The 22,057-nt window shown below is 65.2% G+C and carries 27 protein-coding genes; 13 read left to right on the top strand and 14 right to left on the bottom strand.

What is annotated here, in order from left to right:
* The first annotated feature begins 4 nt into the window (after window positions 1–4).
* Window positions 5–1,219, top strand: coding sequence for an RluA family pseudouridine synthase (locus NLM32_RS28770; protein ID WP_254132167.1), 1,215 nt, complete (start codon window positions 5–7; stop codon window positions 1,217–1,219).
* 140 nt (window positions 1,220–1,359) lie between these two features.
* Here the strand turns inward: NLM32_RS28770 and NLM32_RS28765 are convergent, their stop codons facing one another.
* A complete protein-coding gene (locus NLM32_RS28765) occupies window positions 1,360–1,806 on the bottom strand; it encodes a hypothetical protein (RefSeq protein WP_254132166.1) in 447 nt (148 codons plus the stop codon).
* An 88-nt stretch (window positions 1,807–1,894) separates the two neighbouring features.
* Between NLM32_RS28765 and NLM32_RS28760 the strand changes: the two genes are divergently transcribed.
* The 4 genes from NLM32_RS28760 (at window position 1,895) to NLM32_RS28745 (ending at window position 5,369) form a co-directional block, all read left to right on the top strand.
* On the top strand, window positions 1,895–2,689 hold the full coding sequence (locus NLM32_RS28760) for an ATP12 family chaperone protein (RefSeq protein ID WP_254132165.1): 795 nt from the start codon (window positions 1,895–1,897) through the stop codon (window positions 2,687–2,689).
* 57 nt (window positions 2,690–2,746) lie between these two features.
* A complete protein-coding gene (locus NLM32_RS28755) occupies window positions 2,747–4,375 on the top strand; it encodes a flagellar hook-length control protein FliK (RefSeq protein WP_254132164.1) in 1,629 nt (542 codons plus the stop codon).
* Complete coding sequence (locus tag NLM32_RS28750) at window positions 4,372–4,635, top strand: EscU/YscU/HrcU family type III secretion system export apparatus switch protein (RefSeq protein ID WP_254132163.1); 264 nt, start codon at window positions 4,372–4,374, stop codon at window positions 4,633–4,635. Before NLM32_RS28755 ends, NLM32_RS28750 begins: the two co-directional genes overlap by 4 nt.
* Window positions 4,636–4,712: 77 nt before the next feature.
* Entirely contained in the window at window positions 4,713–5,369 is a 657-nt protein-coding gene (locus tag NLM32_RS28745) for a carboxymuconolactone decarboxylase family protein (protein ID WP_254132162.1), read from the top strand.
* Window positions 5,370–5,502: 133 nt separating this feature from the next.
* Here the strand turns inward: NLM32_RS28745 and NLM32_RS28740 are convergent, their stop codons facing one another.
* From NLM32_RS28740 to NLM32_RS28730, 3 genes are all read right to left on the bottom strand, one after another.
* On the bottom strand, window positions 5,503–6,495 hold the full coding sequence (locus NLM32_RS28740; RefSeq protein WP_254132161.1) for a dienelactone hydrolase family protein: 993 nt from the start codon (window positions 6,493–6,495) through the stop codon (window positions 5,503–5,505).
* Between the two features lie 71 nt (window positions 6,496–6,566).
* Entirely contained in the window at window positions 6,567–7,163 is a 597-nt protein-coding gene (locus NLM32_RS28735) for a hypothetical protein (protein ID WP_254135442.1), read from the bottom strand.
* Window positions 7,164–7,323: 160 nt separating this feature from the next.
* Window positions 7,324–7,728 carry a DUF4260 domain-containing protein gene (locus NLM32_RS28730; RefSeq protein WP_254132160.1) on the bottom strand — a complete coding sequence of 135 codons (405 nt, stop codon included), beginning with the start codon at window positions 7,726–7,728 and terminating at the stop codon, window positions 7,324–7,326.
* 149 nt (window positions 7,729–7,877) lie between these two features.
* Between NLM32_RS28730 and NLM32_RS28725 the strand changes: the two genes are divergently transcribed.
* The gene (locus NLM32_RS28725; RefSeq protein ID WP_254132159.1) at window positions 7,878–9,410 is read left to right on the top strand and encodes an acyl-CoA carboxylase subunit beta; all 1,533 of its coding nucleotides are present in this window, start codon (window positions 7,878–7,880) and stop codon (window positions 9,408–9,410) included.
* Between the two features lie 115 nt (window positions 9,411–9,525).
* The gene (locus NLM32_RS28720; RefSeq protein ID WP_254132158.1) at window positions 9,526–9,873 is read left to right on the top strand and encodes a hypothetical protein; all 348 of its coding nucleotides are present in this window, start codon (window positions 9,526–9,528) and stop codon (window positions 9,871–9,873) included.
* Between the two features lie 9 nt (window positions 9,874–9,882).
* Here NLM32_RS28720 and NLM32_RS28715 read toward each other — a convergent pair whose 3' ends face one another.
* The 5 genes from NLM32_RS28715 to NLM32_RS28695 form a co-directional block, all read right to left on the bottom strand.
* Window positions 9,883–10,035, bottom strand: a complete 153-nt coding sequence (locus tag NLM32_RS28715) for a hypothetical protein (protein ID WP_254132157.1) — start codon at window positions 10,033–10,035, stop codon at window positions 9,883–9,885.
* Between the two features lie 145 nt (window positions 10,036–10,180).
* A complete protein-coding gene (locus NLM32_RS28710) occupies window positions 10,181–10,819 on the bottom strand; it encodes a glutathione S-transferase family protein (RefSeq protein WP_254132156.1) in 639 nt (212 codons plus the stop codon).
* Between the two features lie 83 nt (window positions 10,820–10,902).
* Complete coding sequence (locus NLM32_RS28705) at window positions 10,903–11,724, bottom strand: DUF2182 domain-containing protein (protein ID WP_254132155.1); 822 nt, start codon at window positions 11,722–11,724, stop codon at window positions 10,903–10,905.
* Window positions 11,725–11,763: 39 nt separating this feature from the next.
* Window positions 11,764–12,420, bottom strand: coding sequence for a DUF1326 domain-containing protein (locus NLM32_RS28700; RefSeq protein WP_254132154.1), 657 nt, complete (start codon window positions 12,418–12,420; stop codon window positions 11,764–11,766).
* Window positions 12,421–12,544: 124 nt separating this feature from the next.
* Complete coding sequence (locus tag NLM32_RS28695; protein ID WP_254132153.1) at window positions 12,545–14,506, bottom strand: alpha/beta hydrolase domain-containing protein; 1,962 nt, start codon at window positions 14,504–14,506, stop codon at window positions 12,545–12,547.
* A 15-nt stretch (window positions 14,507–14,521) separates the two neighbouring features.
* Between NLM32_RS28695 and NLM32_RS28690 the strand changes: the two genes are divergently transcribed.
* On the top strand, window positions 14,522–14,779 hold the full coding sequence (locus NLM32_RS28690; protein ID WP_254132152.1) for a hypothetical protein: 258 nt from the start codon (window positions 14,522–14,524) through the stop codon (window positions 14,777–14,779).
* Entirely contained in the window at window positions 14,758–15,054 is a 297-nt protein-coding gene (locus NLM32_RS28685; protein WP_254132151.1) for a twin-arginine translocation signal domain-containing protein, read from the top strand. Before NLM32_RS28690 ends, NLM32_RS28685 begins: the two co-directional genes overlap by 22 nt.
* Before the next feature lie 138 nt (window positions 15,055–15,192).
* Here NLM32_RS28685 and NLM32_RS28680 read toward each other — a convergent pair whose 3' ends face one another.
* From NLM32_RS28680 to NLM32_RS28670, 3 genes are all read right to left on the bottom strand, one after another.
* Window positions 15,193–15,438, bottom strand: coding sequence for a GCG_CRPN prefix-to-repeats domain-containing protein (locus NLM32_RS28680; protein WP_254132150.1), 246 nt, complete (start codon window positions 15,436–15,438; stop codon window positions 15,193–15,195).
* A 205-nt stretch (window positions 15,439–15,643) separates the two neighbouring features.
* Window positions 15,644–16,651, bottom strand: coding sequence for an alpha/beta fold hydrolase (locus tag NLM32_RS28675; RefSeq protein WP_254132149.1), 1,008 nt, complete (start codon window positions 16,649–16,651; stop codon window positions 15,644–15,646).
* A gap of 101 nt (window positions 16,652–16,752) precedes the next feature.
* The gene (locus tag NLM32_RS28670) at window positions 16,753–17,451 is read right to left on the bottom strand and encodes a helix-turn-helix transcriptional regulator (RefSeq protein WP_254132148.1); all 699 of its coding nucleotides are present in this window, start codon (window positions 17,449–17,451) and stop codon (window positions 16,753–16,755) included.
* Window positions 17,452–17,673: 222 nt separating this feature from the next.
* Between NLM32_RS28670 and NLM32_RS28665 the strand changes: the two genes are divergently transcribed.
* Genes NLM32_RS28665 through NLM32_RS28655 form a run of 3 tightly spaced genes read left to right on the top strand, consistent with a single transcriptional unit; the run spans window position 17,674 to window position 19,217 of the window.
* A complete protein-coding gene (locus tag NLM32_RS28665) occupies window positions 17,674–17,982 on the top strand; it encodes an NIPSNAP family protein (protein WP_254132147.1) in 309 nt (102 codons plus the stop codon).
* Between the two features lie 23 nt (window positions 17,983–18,005).
* Window positions 18,006–18,356: an antibiotic biosynthesis monooxygenase gene (locus NLM32_RS28660; RefSeq protein ID WP_254132146.1), complete on the top strand. Its 351-nt coding sequence runs from the start codon at window positions 18,006–18,008 to the stop codon at window positions 18,354–18,356.
* A gap of 51 nt (window positions 18,357–18,407) precedes the next feature.
* On the top strand, window positions 18,408–19,217 hold the full coding sequence (locus NLM32_RS28655) for an oxaloacetate decarboxylase (protein WP_254132145.1): 810 nt from the start codon (window positions 18,408–18,410) through the stop codon (window positions 19,215–19,217).
* Between the two features lie 60 nt (window positions 19,218–19,277).
* Here NLM32_RS28655 and NLM32_RS28650 read toward each other — a convergent pair whose 3' ends face one another.
* On the bottom strand, window positions 19,278–19,697 hold the full coding sequence (locus tag NLM32_RS28650; RefSeq protein ID WP_254132144.1) for a hypothetical protein: 420 nt from the start codon (window positions 19,695–19,697) through the stop codon (window positions 19,278–19,280).
* Window positions 19,698–19,864: 167 nt separating this feature from the next.
* Here NLM32_RS28650 and NLM32_RS28645 point away from each other — a divergent pair, with 167 nt between their 5' ends.
* Window positions 19,865–20,509 carry a trimeric intracellular cation channel family protein gene (locus NLM32_RS28645; RefSeq protein ID WP_254135441.1) on the top strand — a complete coding sequence of 215 codons (645 nt, stop codon included), beginning with the start codon at window positions 19,865–19,867 and terminating at the stop codon, window positions 20,507–20,509.
* Between the two features lie 185 nt (window positions 20,510–20,694).
* Here the strand turns inward: NLM32_RS28645 and NLM32_RS28640 are convergent, their stop codons facing one another.
* Window positions 20,695–21,921 carry a cytochrome c gene (locus tag NLM32_RS28640; RefSeq protein ID WP_254132143.1) on the bottom strand — a complete coding sequence of 409 codons (1,227 nt, stop codon included), beginning with the start codon at window positions 21,919–21,921 and terminating at the stop codon, window positions 20,695–20,697.
* Window positions 21,922–22,057 lie beyond the last annotated feature (136 nt).

Below are 22,057 nucleotides of genomic sequence, written 5' to 3'. Positions count from 1 at the left end.
AAGCATGAGCCGCCGCATCAAAAGAACCAATCAAGAGCCCCGTTCGCGCGATGAGCGCAAGGAATCGCGTCCGTTCAAGGCACGGACCGCGAAGAAGGCCGGGCCGCGTCCGGGCGGTAAGCCCGGTAGTAAGCCGCCGCGCTTTGCGGCCGAGCGCGCTGAACGGCGTCCGCCCAGAGCGGAGCTGGAGAAGGCCGCGCCGGCAAAGCCGGTCGAGGCGCTGCTGCCGACCAAGGTGCAGACCGTCAAGGTCACGGCCGACGAGAACAACATGCGTGTCGATCGTTTCCTCGAAGCGCGCTTTCCCGGCCTGTCGTTCTCCCACATCCAGCGCGTCGTCCGCAAAGGCGAGCTGCGCGTCGACGGCAAACGCGTCGACAGCAAGGACCGGCTGGAGGAGGGGCAAAGTGTCCGCATCCCGCCGCTGAAGCTCGACACGCCGAAGGCTGTCGGCGAGCTGTCGGAAGGCGCGCAAAAGACGCTCGCCACGCTGAAGGAAATGACGATCTACGAGGATGACGACGTCCTCGTGCTGAACAAGCCGGCTGGCCTCGCCGTGCAGGGCGGCTCGGGCATGACGCGCCACGTCGACCAGATGCTGGAGGTAATGCGCGATTCCAAGGGCCAGAAGCCGCGCCTCGTGCATCGTATCGACCGGGAGACATCGGGCTGTCTCCTGATCGCCAAGACGCGATTTGCCGCCTCGCATCTGACCGGCGCCTTCCGCTCCCGCTCGGCACGGAAAACCTATTGGGCGCTGGTGCCGGGCCTGCCGAAGCCGAAGCAGGGTCGCATCTCGACCTTCCTCGCCAAGGAGGAGAGCGAGGACGACACCATCATGCGCATCGCGCAGCATGGCGACGAGGGCGCCAGCCACGCGGTGACGTATTACGCGGTGGTCGAGACCGCCGGCAACAAGCTGACCTGGGTGTCGCTGAAGCCGGTGACGGGGCGCACCCATCAGCTGCGCGCCCATATGGAGCATATCGGCCATCCCATCGTCGGCGATCCCAAATATTTCAACATCGAGAACTGGCAGTTGCCGGGCGGCCTGCAAAACCGCCTGCATCTGCTGGCGCGCCGCATCGTCATCCCGCATCCGCGCGGCGGCGTGATCGACGCCACCGCGCCGCTGCCGCCGCACATGCAGCAGTCGTGGAATCTGCTCGGGCTGGACGCGAGCCGGTTCGATCCGATCGAGAACGCGCCGGAGGAGTAGGCACTCCACTGTCGTCGCCCGGCTTGACCGGTCGACCCAGTATTCCAGAGACAGCCGTGATCGAACCGAGAAGCCGCGGCGTACTGGATGCCCCGGTCAAGCCGGGACATGACAGCGGTGGTTGGGGGCGCAGTGCCAGCCTAATTCCGAAACTGCTCCAGAAACATCCGCAAACTGTCGTGCGGGCTCTCGACATCCGTGATCAGCCAGCCCTCGGGCCCGTTGACCAGGATGAAGTTCAACGTCACCGGCCGGCCGAGATTGTCGAAGTTCGCCGCAACATAGGTCTTGTCGTATTGCCTGCGGATGATTGCGATTGCGACCGGGCCGAGCTTCCAGCTTTGGCTCTGCACCAGGAAATCGTAGGGCTCGGTGCGCGGGGCGGACCACGCCTTGCGCAAGGAGGGGTCGAAGAACTGCCGGGAGGTTGCCTCATCCCGCGGCAGCCCCTTGGACAGCTCCGGCGCGCCCTCGCCATAATAGGCGTAGATGTTGCGGACCAGCGATTCCGGGGTGCGAAAGCCGGCCTCGGCCGCGGCCAGCCAAAGCCCGGCGAACAGGGCCGCAATGCCCGCAAGTTCCCTCATGCCCGCTCGCTTTATCGGCCGCCGATCTTACCTTAAAAGCCGATCTTACTCTAAAAGGCTGCACTCGCGGCGGAGACCGAAAACTCACATGCGCGAATTGTTCGAAGAAGCAGCAGGCCAACCCCCGCCGGATCCGCGGGAATCGGCGCGTGCGTCGGCACGGACGCCGCTGCGCAAGCGCTTCTACAAGGAGGCCGGCGTGGCCGAGGCCGAAGGCGGCTTTGCCATCACGCTCGACGGCAAGCCGATCCGCACGCCCTCTGCCCGTCAGGTGGTGATCCCGGTGCGGGCGCTCGCCGATGCCGTGGCCGCGGAATGGGCGGCGCAGGGCGAGGCGATCGATCCCGTGACCATGCCGCTGACGCGGATCGCCAACAGCGTGGTCGAGGGGGTGGTCGACCGGGTCGAACTCGTCACGGATGACCTCGCAAAATATTTCGAGACCGACCTGCTGTTCTATCGCGCCGGCCATCCCGAAGGGCTGGTCGCTCGCGAGGCCGCGCATTGGGACCCGGTGCTGTTCTGGGCCGCGGAGGCGCTGGGGGCGCATTTCATCCTGTCCGAGGGCATCATGCATGTGAAGCAGCCGGACGAGGCGCTCCGGGCCGCCCGCGCTGCGCTGCCGGGGGATCCCTGGTCGGTCGCCGCCCTCCATATCGTCACGACCCTGACCGGCTCGGCGCTGCTGGCGCTGGCGCTGGCCCATGGCGTCCGTGACGCCGGCCAGGTCTGGGCCGCCGCCCATGTCGACGAGGACTGGAACATCGACCAATGGGGCGTGGACGAGGAGGCGGCTGCCCGCCGGGTGACCCGGTTGCGGGATTTCAACGCTGCCGTGGCGGTCCTGGCGGCGGTTAATCCGCCCGGGGCCGAAGGTCCTTAACGAGAGGTTTACGACGGGACCCTAGTGTGGGGGTAGCGCTCCCCGGGCTGCCCTAAGATGCCGACGCCGATAAGCTCGATCATACCCGTCAGTGCCGCCAGCCCCGTGGCTGATGCGGCGACATCAGATCTTGTGCTCCAGGCCGGCAGCGTGGTCGACGCCAGGGTCGTGAGCGTGCTCGCCGACAATCTGGTGCGGATCGCAATCGCCAACCTCTCGATGGACGTCATGTCCGAGGTGTCGTTGACGCCAGGGCAAAATCTCCAGCTCGCGGTATCGCAGAACGACGGCACCATCCGGCTGGCCGTCGTCAACGGGGCAGGCGGGGCGAGCGCGGATCAGGTCACGCTGACGCCGACCGCCGCGTCGCTGGTCGACAGCCCGTCGCTTGCGCCAACTGCGGCCACGGCGCGTAATCCGCTGACGCCGACGGAGCAGATCGCCGTCACCGTGGCTTCGGCCGAAGCCGTGACCAAGCAAGGCAGCCAGGCGCCGCTGTTCGCCAACCTGGCGTCCGTCGTGACCGGCAGCGATTTGCCGGCCGGCTTGAAGCAGGCCGTGCTGGACGTGCTGGCGCAACAGACACCGCTCAATACCGCTCTCGATGGCGGCGATATCGAATCCGCCTTCCAGAAGTCCGGCCTGTTTCTCGAGGCCTCGCTTGCCTCAGGCACGACGCCGCCGTCAGGCGCAGTGCCGGATTTGAAGGCCGCGCTACTGGTGCTGCGTCAGACCCTGGCAGCAACGTCAGGCACGCTTGAAACTGCCGCCCCGCCGACGCCGGCCGTTGCGGTTGCAACGACCGCCGTCGCCACGCCGCAGGCCGCAAGCTCGCCGGCTCAAGCTGCCGGCAACGCAGTGCAAGCGCCGGTGCCTGACGCAGAGATGGCCCCATCGCCGCAAATGCGGCGTAACGCCAATGTCGTGGCTGCTGTGCTCGCGGACATAGCCGGCGAAACGCCGCAGGCGGCGCTGCCGCGGACGATTTCTCCAAGTCTGGCCGCGACCCTGCTGCAAGAGGTCACGCAAAACCTGCCGCGCCTGACCGGCAATGTTCCGGGCGGCACCAAGGCCGTGCCTGACGGCCACGCCTTCGAAGCGGCCGCGCGCGCGACCGCGCCACCGCCGTTTCGTGGCGCATTGCCGTCGCCGCAAGCGATCGCCTCGCCATCGCTGACGCCGGACACGCCGCTCGCCGCGACCGTGCATCGCCTGCTCGACGATACCGATGCCGCGATTGCGCGGCAGACGCTGCTGCAGGTCGCCTCGCTGCCCGACCGCGCCGATGCCAGCGGCCATCGGATCGATCCGAGCGTGCCGCAGTGGAATTTCGAGATTCCGTTCGCGACCCAGCAGGGCACCGCGATGGCACAGTTCGAGATCTCGCGCGACGGCGGCAACGAGCAAGCCGATCCCGCCAAGCGCGCCTGGCGCGCGCGCTTTACGCTCAATGTCGAGCCGAGCGGGCCTGTACACGCGCTGATCACGCTCAACGGCGACAAGACCTTTGTGCGGATGTGGGCCGAGCGGCCGGCGACCGCGCAGCAGCTCCGCGCCGGGATCGGTGAGCTCAATCAGGCGCTGACCAGGGCCGAGCTCAAGCCCGGTGACATCATCGTGCGCGACGGCACGCCGCCGCAGGCACCGCCGGCCCGCGCCGGTCATTTCCTGGATCGCGCCACATGAGCGATCCATCAAAGCTTGCCATTGCGCTGCATTACGAGAAGGGCACCAATGCGCCCGTCGTCGTCGCCAAGGGCAAGGGTACGATCGGCGAAAAGATCGTCGAGATCGCCAAGGCCAACGACATCCCGATCGAGGAGAACGAGATTCTGGCCGGCGCGCTCTCCAAGGTCGAGCTAGGCGAGGAGATTCCGCCTGATCTCTACAAGGCCGTGGCCGAGGTCCTCGTCTTCGTGCTGCGGCTGTCGGGCCGGGCGCGGTAGCGCATCAAGCTGGCGCGCAACGTACGGCTCGACTAGCATCCTCCGACCAAGCACAAGAAAAGGTCGGGAGGACACTCATGACATCAACGCCGCTCTGGCTGTCGTCGCTCACGCTGGCCGCGGCCGGCGGCTGGTTCGCCGCGACGATGTTTGCAGCACCCGCCACCAGCAAGGAGCCGCGCTTTCCGCAGCTCACCATGGACCAGCTCGACGCCACGCAGAAGCCGCTCGGCGAGCAGATCATGAAGGTGTCGAGCGTCGGCATCGGCGGACCCTATAATCCCCTGATCCGCAGCCCGGTGCTCGGCCAGCGTCTGTTCGACCTCTGGCATTATCTGCGTTGGGAAACCTCGGTCCCGACCAAGCTCAACGAGTTCGCGATCATCATCATCGGCCGGCAATGGCGCTCGCAGGTGGAATGGTTCGCGCATGCGCCGCTGGCGGCGAAGGCCGGCCTGTCGGCGGACATCATCGCCGAACTCAAGGCCAACAAGCGGCCGTCCAACATGGCCGAGGACGAGGCCATGGTCTACGATTTCGTCACAGAGCTCACCACCACGAAGAAGGTCTCCGACGAAACCTATGCGCGCGCCAAGAAAATCCTCAACGACCAGCAGATCGTCGACCTCACGTCGCTCACCGGCAATTACGTGATGGTGGCGATGCTGCTCGCGATGGCCGAGGAAACGGTGCCGCCCGACAAGCAGGAGCCGTTCAAGCCGGGTGAGCCGTAAGGCCCCATGCGAGATCTCGTAGGGTGGGCAAAGCGAAGCGTTGCCCACGAATTGCGGATGACGGAGAGAGATCGTGGGCACGGCGCTGCGCGCCTTTGCCCACCCTACGGTAGTGCGTGCTGAGCAGGCAGTCTCACCCCAGCTTGAACAGCGCCTGCAAGAACTCCACCACCGCCTTGCGCGACTCCGCGGCCGTTGTGGGATTACCGCCGACATGCGGGTTGAGCTCGACGCAAGGGTCCTTGTAGGTGAACGGCGCATTCGTATCGCCGTTCATCAGCACGCCGCCGTCACCTTCCTTGATATGGCAGTTGCGCACAGTCTGCGCGTTGGCGGACACCGCGACCGTATTGACGCCGAGCAGGCCGCTGTCAAAACCATGGGCGCTGTCGGGATATTCGGTCAGCACCACGTCGCGCCCGGCGGCCTTGAGCCGTTCGACGAAGGCCTTGCAGCTCTTCACGGGATTATAATCGTCAGGCGTGCCGTGGAAGATGCGGATCGGGCGCGCCTCGACCTCGGTGTCGGTCTGATACGTCGTCGAGCAATCCGGATAGAACGGAATGTAGGCGGCGAACTGCACGCCGGACTTGTTCCAGAGCTTGTTGAAGCGATCGAGGCTGGCATAGAGCGTCGCCTGGCCGCCGCGCGAAAATCCCATCAGCACGATGCGGTCAGGATCGACGCGGGGATGCTTCGCCAGAATCTCCAGCGAGTGGTAGATGTCGATGATCAAATTGAGCCGGCCGAGCAGGGCCTGGTTCGGCCCGGTCACCGTCAGCCCGCGGCCGGTAAAGCCGTCGATCACGAAGGTCGAGATGCCCATGGCGTTGAATTCGTGGACCCAGGCTTCCGTGGTGGCACCGACGCCGCTCGAGCCGTGCATCAGCACCACGACCGGCATCTTGCCCGCCCCTTGCGCAACGCGGAATTCGCCGGCCACCGTGACGGGCTTGCCGGCCGCGGCATCGCCGCTGAGGAATTGCTGGTCGGAAAGGGTGAGCGACGGGATCGGGAAGATCTCGGTCCGCGCCGGGGCATCCTTGGGAAGCGATTGAGCACCGGCAAGCGCGGTTGAAACGCAGAGCGCGACGAGCGTGGCAACGACGCGGAATGCCGTCGGCATCGGATCCTCCCTTATGATTTTCGGGAAGTAGATCAACCGGAGCGCGCGCTGTCAATTTTCGCGCGGGCGCGTCACGCCTTGTCGGCGGGCTTCTTTGCCGTCAGCGCCTGGTCGATGGCGAAGCCGCCGATCTCGCTCATCGCCTGCGAGATCACGTCGCCCTTCCGCGCGAAGCCGCTGGAGAGATAATCAAACTGGGTGCGCGCCAGCCGCAGCACCTCGATCGGCACGGAGATCACGGTCTCGTTGAAGGCGTCGACGGAGGCGCGCAAGCTGTCGAGCTCGGTGGTGAGCTTGCCGATGTGGCTTTCCGCATGCTGCATCAGATCGAGCAGCCTGCCGCGCTCGCTGTCGAATGCGGTGCGTTCGGCGGCCGCAGCCGCCGTGACCTCGGCGAGTTGCGCCCGCAGCGCCGCGATCTGGCTGACCATGGCGTCGGAGGCGAGCTCGGTGGCCTCGCGCAGCTCCACCAGGCGCTTGTTCTCTTCCTGCTGCTGATGATAGAGCCGCTCGGCCGACATCGCACGCTGCGCCAGCGACTCGATCAGGCTTGCCGCGCGCAGCAGCATCTCGCCGTTCCGCCCCGACACCATGCTGGCCATCCGCCGCAGGAAGTCGGTGGTCTCGGACGCGCTGTTCGGAGGCAGGGGAACGACCTTGGCGGACATGAGATGATGCTTGCAGCCGGACGTGATGACCGCCGCCGTACCGACTGAGCTCACGCAACATTCGGCGCCTGATCGTAAGCCCGAGCAAGCCTGAATCGCCGCGCCGGGTCAACCGATCAGCACGGGCAAATCGCGCTCATCCCGCCGCGGGTGCCGGGGGTCAGGCGTTTTTCTGCCGGCCGATGCGCCCCAGATGGGTGAAGCCGAACCCTGCGGAATATTTCAGGCCATAGCCCAGCGCCCGGTCGATGCCGATATGGGCAAGCCAGATCAGGGCGATGGACAGGGTGAGCGGCGAGGCGAGGCCGAAACCGAACGTCAACAGCGCCACCGGCGCCATGTAGCTGTGGGCGGCGTTGTAGACCAGCGCGCCGAATTTGGCGTCCGACAGATAGGCCAGGAAGCTCAGATCGGGGACGAAGAAGAGCAGGGCGAACACCAGCCAGGAGCCGCCCCAGGTCGCGTAGAGCATCACCATGCCTGCGAACAGGGTCAGGCCCTCCAGTCGCAGCATGATGTTGACGCCGCCGGTTGCAGCCCCGGTCTCTGCCTCTCTCTCGTCCATGGTCGCCTCCCAGGCAAAACTTTGTAATTCCTTGCGCTTTCACGCTGCGGCAAGGCAGCCCTGCGGCGCCGAAAGCCGCTTCCCGGTCTGCAAAATGCCGTGTTAGAACCCCCGGCAATCGCATTTAGGCTAAGAACTGGCGGGAGCAAATGAAGAATATCCTGGACGCCCTTGAAGACCGTCGTGCCGGCGCAAAGCTCGGCGGTGGCGAGAAGCGCATCGAGGCGCAGCACGCCCGCGGCAAGCTGACCGCCCGCGAGCGCATCGAGCTCTTGCTGGACAAGGGATCGTTCGAGGAGTTCGACATGTTCGTCGAGCACCGCTCCACCGAGTTCGGCATGGAGAAGAACAAGGTGCCCGGCGACGGCGTCGTCACCGGCTGGGGCACCGTCAACGGCCGCAAGACGTTTGTCTTCGCCAAGGATTTTACCGTGTTCGGCGGGTCTCTCTCGGAGACGCACGCGCTGAAAATTACAAAACTTCAGGACATGGCGATGAAGGCGCGGGCGCCCATCATCGGCCTCTATGACGCGGGCGGCGCCCGCATCCAGGAAGGCGTCGCCGCGCTCGCCGGCTATTCCTATGTGTTCCGCCGCAACGTGCTCGCCTCGGGCGTGATCCCGCAGATCTCCGTCATCATGGGGCCCTGCGCCGGCGGCGACGTCTATTCGCCGGCGATGACCGACTTCATCTTCATGGTGAAGAACACCAGCTACATGTTCGTCACCGGCCCGGACGTCGTGAAGACGGTGACCAACGAGGTCGTCACGGCCGAAGAGCTCGGCGGCGCCTCGGTGCACGCCACGCGCTCCTCGATCGCCGACGGTGCCTTCGAGAACGACGTCGAGACGCTGCTGCAGATGCGGCGCCTGATCGACTTCCTGCCGTCCAACAACAGCGACGGCGTGCCGGAATGGCCGAGTTTTGACGACATCGGCCGGATCGACATGTCGCTCGATACGCTGATCCCCGACAATCCGAACAAGCCCTACGATATGAAGGAGCTGATCCTGAAGGTCGTGGACGAGGGCGATTTCTTCGAGATCGCCGACATGTTCGCCAAGAACATCGTCACCGGCTTCGGCCGCATCGCGGGCCGCACGGTGGGCTTCGTCGCAAACCAGCCGATGGTGCTGGCCGGGGTGCTCGACTCTGATGCCTCGCGCAAGGCCGCGCGCTTCGTGCGCTTCTGCGATGCCTTCAACATCCCGATCGTCACCTTCGTCGACGTGCCGGGCTTCCTGCCCGGCACCGCGCAGGAATATGGCGGCCTGATCAAGCACGGCGCGAAACTGCTGTTCGCCTATTCGCAGTGCACCGTGCCGCTGGTCACCATCATCACCCGCAAGGCCTATGGCGGCGCCTTCGACGTCATGGCGTCGAAGGAGATCGGTGCCGACATGAACTACGCCTGGCCGACCGCCCAGATCGCGGTGATGGGCGCCAAGGGCGCGGTCGAGATCATCTTCCGCTCCGATATCGGCGACCCCGACAAGATCGCCGCCCGCACCAAGGAATACGAAGACCGCTTCCTGTCACCCTTCATCGCAGCCGAGCGCGGCTACATCGACGACGTCATCATGCCGCACTCGACCCGCAAGCGGATCGCAAGAGCGCTGGCGATGCTGAAGGACAAGAAGGTCGAGATGCCTGCGAAGAAGCACGACAATTTGCCGTTGTGAGGGGGCGTAGTCGTGTAGGGCGGATTAGCGAAGCGTAATCCGCCATCTTTTCGATAATGCACGCGGCGGATTACGGCTGCGCCTAATCCGCCCTACAATCGGTATCCAAAATCCGATGACCGAATCCGATCCGACCGACGAAATCTCCGACATCGAAGACCGGATCGAGCGCCTCGCCGAGATTGCCGAGCGATGCCGGAAGTACATCCTGGCGTCCAAGATCGCGATCGGCAGCGGCGCGGTGCTGCTCTTGGTCACCATCCTCGGGCTGTTTGGTTTTGGTCAGACTGCCGCGCTCGGCTCGATCGCCTTGGTGCTCGGCGGCATCGTCTCGCTCGGCTCGAACATCAGCACGTTGCGGCAGACGGACGATGCGATCGGTGCTGCGGAGGCGCGGCGTTCGGCGTTGATCGGCAGGATCGATTTGCGTGTGGTTGCCGATACGCCGATGAAGCTGGTGTAGCGCGCTGCCTTACGCAGCAGTCTTGAGCGACAGAACCTGCATTTCCGCGCGGCATTCGGCGGCGAACGCCTGAAGTCGTTCGGCGGCTTGCTGGTCGAGGATCGCCTTCGCGAGACGCTCGGCGCGGGCGACTTGCTCTCTGAGATAATCGATGCGGGCCATGTATCACCTTCCGCCGGGATAATTTGAGGCAAATTGCTTCGTTCCAGTGGCCGTGAGCCTATGGCTAACCACGGGTTACTGATGTGCGGTAGGTCACACCGACAAGGAAGGGCGGATCACGGCTTCGCCTAATCCGCCCTAAGGATTAGGCACGCGCTGCATCTGCCGCTGCGAAATGCGCCATCTGGTCGTCCCGCGCCTTGGCGAATGCCGGGCGGCCCGTGGCACGCGCGACGTAAGCGGCACAGGCCGGACTGCCGGCGAGCCCGTCGAAACGCTCGACGATGCGCAGCACGTCCGCCATCAGGATGTCGGCGACGGAGAAGGTGCCTACCAGCCATTCGCGATCGGCCAGCACCGCTTCCATGCGCTTGAGGCGAAGCTCGATGAAGTTGTCGAAGAATTTCGATCCCGGCTCGCCCATGAACTTCAGCATCGTCCAGGGCAGGGTCGCCATCTCCACCGAATTGAGCGCGCCGAACACCCATTCCGTCACGTCGATGCGGCCGCGCGGATCTGATGGCATCAGCTTGGTGCTGAGGCCGCCGAGATGCAGCAGGATCGCGCCGGTCTCGAAGATCGAGAGATCGCCGTCGGTCAGCCATGGCGCCTGGCCGAACGGCTGGTGCGCCAGATGCGCGGGCCCGCGGTCGTCGAACGGCGTGCTGGCGACGCGATAGGGCAAGGCACCTTCTTCGAGCGCCCAGCGCACCCTGAGGTCGCGGACATAGCCGCGCGGCGGCGGCGGAACCCAGTCGTAGGTGATCAAGGTGAGGTCGGGCATGTGGCGTCTCCGTGCTGTCTCAGGCAAAGGACGGATGAGGGACGGGCGATCCGACATGGTCGTAATTTTTTTCGTCGCGCCGCTCAGTGCAGCGACGACACCAGTAGCGAGGCGCCCGCGACACCACATGCGAGGCCGGCCGCCCGCGCGACCCATCGTCCGGCCGGCGTCAGCTTCTCCAGCAGGACGAGTAGCGCCAGCAGCGCAATCCAGAGCACGTTCATCACGCCACCGATGAACAGGAGCGCCATCAAAAGCCAACAGCAGCCGACGCAATAGCCGCCGTGCCGAAATCCCAGCAGGAGGCTGCCGCGCGCATTGTCGCGAAAGCCGCCGTGGCGCATCAGGAACATCAGCGGCGACTGGCACTGGACGAGGCAGGTGTCCTTGATCGGCGTCCACTGATAGATGCCGGCCGCGATCAGCACCAGCGCGCCGATCAGGTTGTTCGCAAGGGTCATCCGGGAATCCAGGAGCGCCGCCCGCTCGACCAGCCATTGCAGACAGGTCGCGACCAACGAAAACCCGGTCCAGGCGAAGAGATAGCCGGCCGCAAACCATCCGGTTGCCACAAACGGCCGACCCTGGGTCTGCCACTGCCGGCCCACGCGGGCGTACATCAGGATCATGGGCGCGGCCGATGGCGCCATCATGCCGATCATCATCACCGTCCACATCAGCAACACGTAGGCGAACTCGATCGTCCTCCATGGCTCGTCAGCCGGCAGCATGATTGCGATCCCGGCCGGGATCATGCGGTAGCCGGTCATGTCCATGCCGCCCATGTCCATGTCGTCGGCAAGCCAGAGCACATAGGCCCATGCCAGCACGACGATGATCGCGATCGCGCCGCCGACGATCCAACGGTCGCGCCGCAGCACGGTTTCGATGGCGCTGTTGGTCATGTGTAATGCGCGTCACCGGCCGTCGCGCGAACGGCCGCGTCAGGCCTGGTTCGACCACTGGATCGGCGCATAGAGACCGTTCCTGCCCGAATTGTCCCAGCGCATGCCATGGTCGCTATAGGTGTTGCCGGCGGCGCCGACCGCCATCACCATCCTGTCGGGGCTCACGGGATGGCCGATGTTTGCCCACATCTCTCCGCTCGGATGCATGGTCGGCAGCGGGTCGACAGACATGTGCAAAATGCCCGGGATCTCCGCCGATCGCGTCTTGCCGTCGATCCGGAACGTGATCGGGGCCTTCTTCACCCCGAGGTTCTTGCTGATCAGCGGCGTGAACGCGGCCATGGGACCGCCGGCGGTGCCGCCGAAGATCGCAGCCAGCGCCTCGGTCTGCCGATCATCGGCGCGCTCGTCGACATAGGTCGCCTGCGACCAGTTTCCATCGGCCATGATTCCGGGTGAATGGAGGACGACGAAAACGTTGAGGCCGTCGAGAGTGGTTTCGCCGTAGCGGCCGCTCTCGATGTGGAAGACCAGCGGCACGTTGCAAAAACCTTCGGTTGGCCGCGCAGTCAGCGGCGGACCCGCCGACACCAGGCACGGGCACACGATGCTGCAACTGCAGTTCTCGAAATAGTCACCAGAAAGATTCCAGGACACTTGAGACGAGACCTGAGATGAGACCTGGTCCACCATCGCTCTCTCCCGCTAGGCCGAACCGCTTCGAACCCGCTACCTGTGGTGGCAGGCTACGCCGCGTGCTGCGGAACCGCAAGGCAACGCGCCGATCAAGCTGGTGTGATGCGCCGGCTGGCGGGTGTCAGTACGGCCCGAGCTTCGCGAGCTTGCCTTGCTTTGCGGCTTCCACCGCGCGCTCGGCATCCTCCGGCAGCAATATCCGCTCGGCCACTTGCCTTGCCGCCTCACGCTTCACCGCAGCCACATACGCGCCGTCGTCGGCATAACGCTCCGCAATCGACAGCCGGGGATCGTGCACTTCTTTCCGCGCGGCTTCGGTCGGTGCGAACGGCACGACCGCGCCCTGCAAGGGATAGAGCGCCGTCGGGCCAAATCCGATCGCGCGCGGATTCCAGGCGGTGTAGGTCGCGCGCGGCACGGCGAGCGCGAGCTGGCGAATGCCTGCGATGGCCATGCCGTCATCGTCGGCTTTGGGCACGAACACGGGATAGCGGCCGATCTCCTTCGGCGGCAGCACGCTCTGGTCGGAGAAGGCGGCGAGCGTGTGGATGCCGGCATAGGGCAGGCCGGGGATATCCGTCGGCACGGCGCCTTTCGCCGCAACCAGCGTGCCGTGCGCGCGCATGGGGACGCGGCTTGCGGGCGGCCTGGTGCCGTCGCTGATCCAGGCGTTGAGGTCGGTGAGCAGCGCGCGCATCGGCCCGCCTGCATGCATCGGGTTCTGCGGCAGCGACATCGCCGGCAGGCCCTTCTTCATCACATCAGTGGCTTCCGCGAAATGCGGTGTGCCCGCGATCATGTAGGCGCGGACGTTGTCGGGCAGGTCGAGGTGGTTGCCGGCGAGATCAGTCACGAGCAGCGATGCGTGCGAGGCCCACCATTCGTGCTCGCTGTCGGTCTGCATCACCTTGGGGCAGGTGACGGAGAGCGAGCAGCGGCGCAGCACGCCGTCGGTCTTGCCGGAATAGGGATCGCTGAGCGTCGCATAGGTGAAGGGAAAGAGATCGGCCTGCCACGCCGGATCCTGCATGTGGCGCGGGTTGCGGCCGGGCTGGCCGAAGCGGACATTGGTTGCCATGCGCCGCGTGCCCGCGACATGCGGCATCAAGCCGTCGAACACCATGCGTCCCCCAAGATCCTCGTTGAAGCCGAGATAGAGGAAGTCGCGCAGGAAGCGGCCGGATTGCGAGACGCCGAAGCCGATGGCGCGGCTGATTGACGGATGCAGGCCGTCGAGCAGCGGGTTGGCCTGCGTTTCGTCGTGGCGAAGGAAACTGACGACGTCGCGCACGGCGGCATAGCCCATGCCGAGCGGGACCGGATCGCGCGCGGTGTAGGTGATCTCGTAGAGCGCACCGGCGTCAAAGCCGTCGGGCCGGGTGATCTCCACGGTGTTGGGATCGACGAGCTTTGCGGAGAGACCTGGCGGCGTCTGCCGCGCATCGGCCCAGGCGGCGCGGACGGTGACGTTGAGGTTGGCGGCGTCCGCGGCGGGCCAGGTCAGCGTCGCGCGCGCCGGGCTCGCCGTCGTGTCGAACACGAACTCTTCGCGCGCAGGACCGCTGATGTTCTTGATCACCGGCGCGCTCATCGCGAGCTGTCCCGGCTTGGAGGGGATGTCGCCCTGCCAGCCGACCCAGACCATCGTAAAGCCTTGGCGGTGCAGGAATCCGATGCCGGCGTCCTCGGCCTTGTCGGCGTTGTTGGCGCCGGGCTGGGCGGAATCGTCGAACAATTGCGGCGCGAGTTTTCTGCCGCGATTGGGCACGTCCAGCAGCAGCGTGCCGTTGCCGTGCGCAGGATCGGTCGGCCGCAGGATCACGACATCGGCGGTGGCTTCCACCTTGCCGTCGGCGTTACGCGGTGCCAGCGCCAGATCGGTGATGATGGCGTTGCGGTCGTCGGCCGGGTTGAGCGCGAAGGTCGCGCGCGCGGTGATGCGCTCATAGGTGCCGACATTGCCAAAGCTGCGCCCGGCGAAGGCGGGCACGCGCTCGGTGATATCGAAGCGGACGATCTCGGCGCGCGAGGCGAGGGGAAGGAGGCCAGCGATCGCGATGATGCCCGTGATGATCCTGCGCATGGCGGTCCTTCCCTGATGTCGCGCGCTCGTCATGTTCCGTCGCGCTGGCTTTTTGTTGCAGGCACTATAACCAGCTATGCTGCGGCCAAACAACAGGACGCGATGTTGGAAGGCGATGCGCTGATTTGCGACGTAGCGCGCTTCCCTGACAGCATTGCAATGAACCTGAACGCGCGATTCAGCGGCAGTTCATGTCGCGAGCCCGAGACTTCCTCTTGCATCATGCAACGCTCGCCCGAGAGGAAGAAGTCATGGAACGCCGCAATTTTCTGAAACTCGCCATCGGCGTCGCGGCCGGTGCGGCCGCATTCTCTGCCGCCGCGCAGGCCGCGCCGCTGGCGCCGCAGCCGCTCGGCAATGGCGGCATGCCGCTCGCCAATCCGGACGCTCATCCCGCCGTCACCAGCAGCGAGGAAGCAGCCCAGCTCAAGCCCGAGCAGGTGCACTGGCATGGCGGCGGTCGCTGGCATCACCGTCACTGGGGATGGCGCCACCGTCATTGGGGCTGGCGCCGACGCTGGCACCGCCACCACTGGCGTCACTGGTAACGCCACGCTTGAACTGAAAAAGGGGATCGCGATGGCGATCCCCTTTTTTCATGCGCCAGTTTTCCATGCGCCAAGCCTCTCAAAACGAAAATGGCCGCGCAGGCTGATCCCGCGCGGCCATTTCGCAAGTGCGAAAGATCAGAACGGGCGGCAGCGGCCCGCGTACCAGCGGAAGCCATAGGGGCACACGCGCGGACGCACGACGACGACCGGCGGAGCGACGACGACCGGGGCCGGGGCCACGACCACCGGACCACCCATCGGACGGCAGCCGCCATAGGGGCCGCGGTACCAGCCCGGGCCGCAACCGCCGGCGGCGCTGGCCGCCTCGCTGAAGCCGACGACCGCGCTGGCGAGCATCACGGCGGCAAACAGATATTTCATGTGATCTTCCTTCTGGTCCTTGGGGGCAAAGTCTCTGAGGGTAGACTAGGGGGCTTGGCGCTTGCGGCGCACAATGAATCAAACCATACGATTCGACATGTTAATTTTTGCGACATGTCGGCACGGCGCGATCCAAACCTGCCAATCATGACCTGAATGCGGCATGAACATTGTCCGCGTACGGCCTCGCGCGACATGGATGGCGCTAGTGGCCGAGGAATCCCAGCACCAGCTCCTTGTACTTGTCGGGCGCCTCCAGGAAGACGAGGTGGCCCGTGTCCGGAATGACTTCAGCCCGCGCATTCGGCATCTTCGCCGCGAACGCTTTTGCCAGCTCGGCGTTCTGCCCCATCTTGGCGCGCAGCGCTTCCGGCGCGTTCGGCCGGCCCGGCGCGTTGTGGTCGTCGGCGCCCATGATGAACAGCGTCGGCTCGGTGATGAGCGGAATCTCATGCGCGACCGGCTCGCGATAGATCATCTGGCCGGATGAGACGAAGGCGCGCAGCCAGCGCGGATAATCGGGGCTGCCCTTGATGTTGAAGCGGGCGTCGATGAACGGCGTGATCGCGTCAGACGGCAGCTTGATCGCGTAATTGGTCTGGAGCTGTTTTCGGTAACCGTCGGCGGTGAGCTTGTCCTCGGTCTCGATGATCTTGTCGGTCGGCGTCGGCGGCACGTAGAGGCGATAATCCTCGAGCCCGATCGGCGCGGTCAGCACCAGATGGGCGACGCGATCAGGATACGCACGCGCGATGCGCACGCCCAGCATGCCGCCGAGCGAATGCGCGACGACATCGGCCTTGTTGATCTCTAAGTGATCGAGCAGCGCGATGGTGTTGCGCGCCAGATTGTCGAAATGCAGTTCGCCGGTGGGCTTGGACGATTTGCCGAAGCCGATCTGGTCCGGCACCACGACGCGATAGCCGGCGTCGGTGAGCATCTTGATGACAGGCGCCCAATAGCTCGACGGGAAATTGCGTCCATGCAGCAGCACCACGGTGCGGCCGTTCGGCTGCGCCGGTGCGACATCCATATAGGCCATGCTGAGCTGCTCGCCGTCATTGACCACGGGCAGCAGGTGCACGGGATAGGGATAGGCAAAGCCTTCGAGCGCGATGCCATAGGGCTCGCGTTGGGGCGTGTCGGCGGCGTGCGCGATTAGCGGAGAAGCGAGCAGGGCGGCGGCGAGGGCGGCCGGGAGGATGCGGATCATGGAGGTCTCTGGCGGTCACGGAATGACGTTCGCATAACCGCGTGGATGGCCGGGTCAAGCCCGGCCATGACGACTGTGAGTGTCCACACGCAAACGTGTTGTCAGTCTTTCTCACCGCCGAACAGCGCCGCAAACTGCTTCTCGCCGGTGCGGGTGAAATTCACCACGCGGCTGCCGGGCGTGGCGTCACGCGCGGCCCATTTCAGCTCGGCGAAACGCTGCATCATCGCGGCGCCCAGCGTGCCCGCGAGATGGTGGCGCCGCTCACTCCAGTCGAGGCAGGCCTTGCAGACCGGGCGGCGCGGATGGCTGAGCATGTCGGGCGAGATCTGCAGATTCTTGGCGAGGAAACGCTCGCCCTCGGCGGTCAGCTCGATGTCCTGCTTCTTCTGCCTAACCAGGTTTCGCGTGCGCAAGGAATCCAGCATCTGCACGCCGAGATCGCCGGCGAGGTGGTCGTAGCAGATCCGCGCGCGTCGCAGCGCGGGATCTTTCGGCCCGGTGCGCACGCGCATGTGGCCGGTGCGTGCGGCGAGCCCTGCAAGACCTTCAAGCACGCCGGCGACGTCGTCGTCGGTGAGGCGGTAGTAGCGGTGGCGGCCCTGCTTCTCCGGCTCGACCAGCCCGCCGGCCTCGAGCTTTGCCAGATGCGAGCTCGCGGTCTGCGGGGTGATCCCGGCCTCCTGCGCGAGCTCGCTTGCCGTGAGCGCGCGTCCGTTCATCAGCGCGGTGAGCATGTTGGCGCGGGCGGGGTCGCCGACCAGCGCGGCGACCATGGCGATGTCGGGTCCTGATTTCATGCTTCGATGGTAGCCGAAGCATTGTGGTCGGGCAAGCGCGTAGCTTGTCTCACATCGTTGTTGCGAACGAACAGCGAAGCGAAACAGCAAGCCCGATCCTCACCCTGAGGAGCGCGCTCTTGCGCGCGTCTCGAAGGGCGAGGCCACCGGCCGGGCCTTCATCCTTCGAGACGCGCGTTCCGCGCTCCTCAGGATGAGGAGTACACACAGGAGAACCCCAGCATGTCCGTCACCGTCTTCATCCGCTATCAGCTCGATCCCTTCAAGCGCGCGCAGTTCGAGGAATATTCGAAGCGCTGGCTCACCATCATTCCGAAATGCGGCGGCGACCTGATCGGCTATTTCATGCCGCATGAGGGCACCAACAACATCGCGTTCGCGCTGATCACGTTCGAAAGCCTCGCCGCCTACGAGGCTTATCGCGCGCGGCTGCGTCAGGATGCCGAGGGCATGGCCAATTTCCATTTCGCCGAGGACAACAAATTCATCCTCGCGGAAGAGCGCACCTTCCTGCGCAAGGTGGTACTGTAACGGACCAACAGCAGGAGCCGCCCATGATCGCCGTGATCTTCGAAGTCTGGCCCAAGCCGGAACATCGCCAGGACTATTTCGACCTCGCGGCCGATCTGAAGCCGATCCTGCAAACCATCGACGGCTTCATCTCGGTCGAGCGTTTTGAAAGCCTGACCGAGAAGGGCAAGGTCCTGTCGCTGTCGTTCTGGCGCGACGAGGCCGCGGTGCAAGCCTGGCGCAACACGATGGAGCATCGCCGCACCCAGGCCAAGGGCAGGGCCAAGATCTTCGCCGACTATCACCTGCGCATCGCCAGCGTGATCAGGGACTACGGCATGAATGATCGCGAACAGGCGCCGAAGGACAGCCGCGCCGTGCACGACGCGCACTAGCGTGCTTGAAAGAGCGTGCCTATGTCTGCGCGGCCAACAAGGGAGAGAAACATGCATGTGACAACTGCTGACAAGCGCGCGACGTTCAGGAAGATGCACGAGAGCGGCTGCTTCATCCTGCCCAATCCGGTCGATGTCGGCAGCGCCAAGGCGTTGCAGCATCTCGGTTTCAAGGCGCTGGCGTCATCGAGCGCGGGCTTCGCCTGGACCATCGGCAAGGCCGACAATCGCGTCACCGTCGAGGACGTCTGTCAGCATCTGGCAGCACTGAGCTCGTCCGTCGACATTCCCGTCAATGCGGATTTCGAAGGTGGTTTCGCGGTCGAACCGGACAAGGTCGCCGACAATGTCGAGCGCGGCGTGCGCACGGGCGTCGCAGGCCTCTCGATCGAGGATTCGACCGGTGACAAGGACAAGCCGCTTTATGACCGCGCGCTGGCGGTCGAGCGCATCAAGGCTTCGCGCAAGGCGATCGGCGACAGCAACACCCTGCTGGTCGGCCGCTGCGAGGCGTTCCTGTGGGGCGTGACCGATCTCAAGCTCGTCATCGACCGGCTCACCGCATATGCGGACGCCGGCGCCGATTGCCTCTACGCGCCGGGCCTGAAGACGCGAGAGGACATCGCGGCCGTGGTGAAGGCTGTCGCACCCAGACCTTTCAACCTGCTGATCGGCGGCTCCGGCCTGTCGTTGAAGGAAGCCGAAGATCTCGGCGTGCGCCGGATCAGCGTCGGCGGCTCGCTCGCCCGCGCCGCCTGGGGCGGCTTCATGCGCGCGGCAAAGGAGATGGCGGAGAAGGGAACGTTCGCCGAACTCGGCAGCGGCTATTCCGGCGGCGAGCTCAACAAGATGTTCAGCTAGACCAAACGAACAGCGGCGGGACCTTTCGATCCCGCCGCCGTCGCAATCTGTTGTAAATCGTTACTTCGCGCCCTCAGCCGGCGGAGCCGGATCCGGCTTTGCCGCAGGCATATCCGCCGGAGCGGCCGGCTTGCTCGGGGCAGCACCCGTGGTCACGCCGGGCGCGGTGTTGTTGCGCGGCGTCACGTCACGCATGCCGGGAGGCGCGGCCGGATTGGCCGGAGCCGTCTGCTGCGCGGTCTGCGTGGTCGGCGCATTGCTTGCCTGGTTGCCCGTGCTGCTATTGTTCAAGCCATAGAACACGGCGCCCAACACCAGCGCGACAGCCACGGCGAACAGCGCGACCTTGCCGCTGGAGGCGGGGCCTTCACCCAGCTCAGGATCGGCCTGAAGGTCGGCATCCCGGCGCGCCGCGCGAAGGTACTCATCGTCGGCGAGGTTCGGGCGGTACGGATCGTTGGGAAAACGGTCGTCAGCCATCGATTGGGTCTCCTCGTTGATTGCCCCCTGACAACCCTCAGCTGCGAGATTCTGTTCCGTGCGCGTTATGCTTTCGTCGCATGTTGCCCTCGTGCGAGGAATCGGGAACCTGTTCATGCGGGAACCTTGTGCGTAAGTTCCATCGCACGGAGAAGGGAACAGAAGCGATGTGGAGCCTGCCGCCAAGCGATAGCGTGCTGCATTTCCTCTCTTTGGTCGGGGTGGCCGCGCAGGGCATGACCGCTGCGCTGGCGGCCGGCCGCCGCAGCATGGACTGGCTTGGCGTCTGCTTCCTCGGCTGCATCACCGCGCTCGGCGGTGGCACGCTGCGCGATCTCTTCCTTGGGCACTATCCGCTGTCCTGGGTGCAAAACCCGATCTACCTCGCGCTCGCAGGCGGCGCGGCCTTTCTCACCATTCTGTTCGCGCGGCTCGTGCATCGGCTCAAGCTCGCTTTCATCGTGCTCGATGCCATCGGCCTCGTGGTCTTCACTATGACCGGCTGCGACGTCGCCTGGCAGATGGATGCCTCGCTGCCGATCGTGATCGTCTCCGGCATGGTGACGGGCTGCGCCGGTGGCGTGTTGCGCGACGTGCTCTGCAACGACGTACCGCTGCTGTTTCGTTCTGAACTCTATGCCACCGTCTCGGTGGTGACGGGGCTGTTCTACGCCACCGCTTTCGGCCTCAATCTCAACGCCGAGCTTTGGACCATTTTGACGTTTGTCCTCGGGATCAGCCTCCGCCTGCTCGCGGTGCGCTACAAATGGGAGATGCCGAAGTTCGTGTTCACGGGAGATGAGGAGCAGTAGGGCGCTTTCTTCACCTCGCCCCGCTTGCGGGGAGAGGTCGGATTGCATCGTTAGATGCAATCCGGGTGAGGGGGAGTCTCCGCGAGTCTAACTGACGCCGTCTCTGCCGAAGCAGCCCCTCACCCCAACCCTCTCCCCGTAAGAACGGGGCGAGGGAGCGCGCCGTCTTTGCGGCGGCGCAGTAGCTACGGCTCCTGCTTCCTTGCCTTCTTCACCTGCGCCGGCGTCACCAGCGGACCGGCATTGCCCCAGGAATTGCGGATGTAGTTCGTTACCGCGGCGATTTCGTCATCGGACAATTGCTTGGCATAGCCGGGCATCTCGCCGGTGTTCGGCGCCCGCGGCGTCGTCACGGTATGGGCGCCGTCGAGGATGATGCGCAAGGTCGAGGACGGGTTGATCGATTGCAGCAGCGCATTGCCCGGCAGCGGCGGATAGATGCGCGGCGCGCCCGAGCCGTCGGCTTCATGGCAGGCGATGCAGAGTTTTGCGTAGACCGCCTGGCCCGCTTTCATCTCGGTCTCGTCGGGCGGCGTCACGATGGTTTCGCGGCGCACCGGCGGCAGGCTCTTCAGATACACCGCGATCGCACGTACATCGGCATCGCTCATCTTCGAGGTTGAATTGACGATCACCTCGGCCATCGGCCCGCCGGCATGGCTTTTGGCGTTGCGGCCGCTCTGCAGATATTCGGTGATGTCGTCGGCGCTCCATGATTGCAATCCGGTGCGCGCGGCACCATCGAGCCGCGGCGCATACCAGCCGCCGAGATCGCCGCCGGACAAGGCCTGCGCGGCCTTGTCGGCACCAAAATAGTTCTTCGGCGTGTGGCAGGCGCCGCAATGGCCGAGCCCTGTGACGAGATAGCCGCCCCTGTTCCACACCGCGCTCTTGCTCTGGTCCGGTTCGAACAGGCCGGGCGTGAAGAACAGCAAGTTCCAGGCTCGCATCAGGCCGCGATAGCCGAATGGCCAACGCAGCTCCGGCGGCTTGTTGCGGCTGGCGACCGGCGCGAGTGTGCCGAGATAGGCGCGGATCGCCAGCGTGTCGTCCTTGGTCATCCGGGTGAAGTAGGGGTAGGGGAAGGCCGGGTAATAAAGCGAGCCGTCCGGCGCGGTGCCAGTGCGCACGGCGCGGGTGAAATTATCGTCGGTCCATGCACCGATCCCGGTGTCGCGGTCCGGCGTCAGGTTCGGCGCATAGATCGCGCCGAAGGGCGTGTCGATGCGCTTGCCGCCGGCGAAGGGCTTTGCGGGATCGGCGGTGTGGCAGCCTGCGCAGTCGCCGGCCTCGACCAGCGTCTTGCCGTAGGCGATCAGCTCGGGCGACGGCTCGGCGGCGAGGGCCGCGCTCGCAACCGCACTGCACAAGACCAAACCTACCAGAGCCTGGCCAGCCAGAATCCTCCGCATCGTCGACCCTTCTTGCTGCGACTCATCAGCCCTGTCGCATCATACGGACGTCACGTCATTTCGCGACGCAGGGCTATGGTGACACAAATTGAAAATCGCCCATGCCTTTCCGGCCACGAAATTGCGTTTTTTTCCT

The sequence above is a fragment of the Bradyrhizobium sp. CCGUVB14 genome, assembly GCF_024199935.1.
In the GTDB taxonomy this organism is placed as follows: Bacteria; Pseudomonadota; Alphaproteobacteria; order Rhizobiales; family Xanthobacteraceae; genus Bradyrhizobium.
The sequence above is the reverse complement of the archived record's forward strand: the minus strand, read 5'-3'. Positions and strand labels throughout refer to the sequence as shown.

What these genes read in the sequence shown, in the direction of transcription:
- NLM32_RS28755 (WP_254132164.1), top strand. Translation starts at nt 2,747, where the DNA reads ATGCCGACGCCGATAAGCTCGATCATACCCGTCAGTGCCGCCAGCCCC.
- NLM32_RS28680 (WP_254132150.1), bottom strand. Translation starts at nt 15,438, where the DNA reads ATGAAATATCTGTTTGCCGCCGTGATGCTCGCCAGCGCGGTCGTCGGC.
- NLM32_RS28720 (WP_254132158.1), top strand. Translation starts at nt 9,526, where the DNA reads ATGACCGAATCCGATCCGACCGACGAAATCTCCGACATCGAAGACCGG.
- NLM32_RS28730 (WP_254132160.1), bottom strand. Translation starts at nt 7,728, where the DNA reads ATGGACGAGAGAGAGGCAGAGACCGGGGCTGCAACCGGCGGCGTCAAC.
- NLM32_RS28725 (WP_254132159.1), top strand. Translation starts at nt 7,878, where the DNA reads ATGAAGAATATCCTGGACGCCCTTGAAGACCGTCGTGCCGGCGCAAAG.
- NLM32_RS28690 (WP_254132152.1), top strand. Translation starts at nt 14,522, where the DNA reads ATGTCGCGCGCTCGTCATGTTCCGTCGCGCTGGCTTTTTGTTGCAGGC.
- NLM32_RS28735 (WP_254135442.1), bottom strand. Translation starts at nt 7,163, where the DNA reads ATGTCCGCCAAGGTCGTTCCCCTGCCTCCGAACAGCGCGTCCGAGACC.
- NLM32_RS28745 (WP_254132162.1), top strand. Translation starts at nt 4,713, where the DNA reads ATGACATCAACGCCGCTCTGGCTGTCGTCGCTCACGCTGGCCGCGGCC.
- NLM32_RS28740 (WP_254132161.1), bottom strand. Translation starts at nt 6,495, where the DNA reads ATGCCGACGGCATTCCGCGTCGTTGCCACGCTCGTCGCGCTCTGCGTT.
- NLM32_RS28685 (WP_254132151.1), top strand. Translation starts at nt 14,758, where the DNA reads ATGGAACGCCGCAATTTTCTGAAACTCGCCATCGGCGTCGCGGCCGGT.
- NLM32_RS28665 (WP_254132147.1), top strand. Translation starts at nt 17,674, where the DNA reads ATGTCCGTCACCGTCTTCATCCGCTATCAGCTCGATCCCTTCAAGCGC.
- NLM32_RS28765 (WP_254132166.1), bottom strand. Translation starts at nt 1,806, where the DNA reads ATGAGGGAACTTGCGGGCATTGCGGCCCTGTTCGCCGGGCTTTGGCTG.
- NLM32_RS28715 (WP_254132157.1), bottom strand. Translation starts at nt 10,035, where the DNA reads ATGGCCCGCATCGATTATCTCAGAGAGCAAGTCGCCCGCGCCGAGCGT.
- NLM32_RS28705 (WP_254132155.1), bottom strand. Translation starts at nt 11,724, where the DNA reads ATGACCAACAGCGCCATCGAAACCGTGCTGCGGCGCGACCGTTGGATC.
- NLM32_RS28675 (WP_254132149.1), bottom strand. Translation starts at nt 16,651, where the DNA reads ATGATCCGCATCCTCCCGGCCGCCCTCGCCGCCGCCCTGCTCGCTTCT.
- NLM32_RS28750 (WP_254132163.1), top strand. Translation starts at nt 4,372, where the DNA reads ATGAGCGATCCATCAAAGCTTGCCATTGCGCTGCATTACGAGAAGGGC.
- NLM32_RS28695 (WP_254132153.1), bottom strand. Translation starts at nt 14,506, where the DNA reads ATGCGCAGGATCATCACGGGCATCATCGCGATCGCTGGCCTCCTTCCC.
- NLM32_RS28710 (WP_254132156.1), bottom strand. Translation starts at nt 10,819, where the DNA reads ATGCCCGACCTCACCTTGATCACCTACGACTGGGTTCCGCCGCCGCCG.
- NLM32_RS28650 (WP_254132144.1), bottom strand. Translation starts at nt 19,697, where the DNA reads ATGGCTGACGACCGTTTTCCCAACGATCCGTACCGCCCGAACCTCGCC.
- NLM32_RS28660 (WP_254132146.1), top strand. Translation starts at nt 18,006, where the DNA reads ATGATCGCCGTGATCTTCGAAGTCTGGCCCAAGCCGGAACATCGCCAG.
- NLM32_RS28700 (WP_254132154.1), bottom strand. Translation starts at nt 12,420, where the DNA reads ATGGTGGACCAGGTCTCATCTCAGGTCTCGTCTCAAGTGTCCTGGAAT.
- NLM32_RS28640 (WP_254132143.1), bottom strand. Translation starts at nt 21,921, where the DNA reads ATGCGGAGGATTCTGGCTGGCCAGGCTCTGGTAGGTTTGGTCTTGTGC.
- NLM32_RS28670 (WP_254132148.1), bottom strand. Translation starts at nt 17,451, where the DNA reads ATGAAATCAGGACCCGACATCGCCATGGTCGCCGCGCTGGTCGGCGAC.
- NLM32_RS28770 (WP_254132167.1), top strand. Translation starts at nt 5, where the DNA reads ATGAGCCGCCGCATCAAAAGAACCAATCAAGAGCCCCGTTCGCGCGAT.
- NLM32_RS28760 (WP_254132165.1), top strand. Translation starts at nt 1,895, where the DNA reads ATGCGCGAATTGTTCGAAGAAGCAGCAGGCCAACCCCCGCCGGATCCG.
- NLM32_RS28645 (WP_254135441.1), top strand. Translation starts at nt 19,865, where the DNA reads ATGTGGAGCCTGCCGCCAAGCGATAGCGTGCTGCATTTCCTCTCTTTG.
- NLM32_RS28655 (WP_254132145.1), top strand. Translation starts at nt 18,408, where the DNA reads ATGCATGTGACAACTGCTGACAAGCGCGCGACGTTCAGGAAGATGCAC.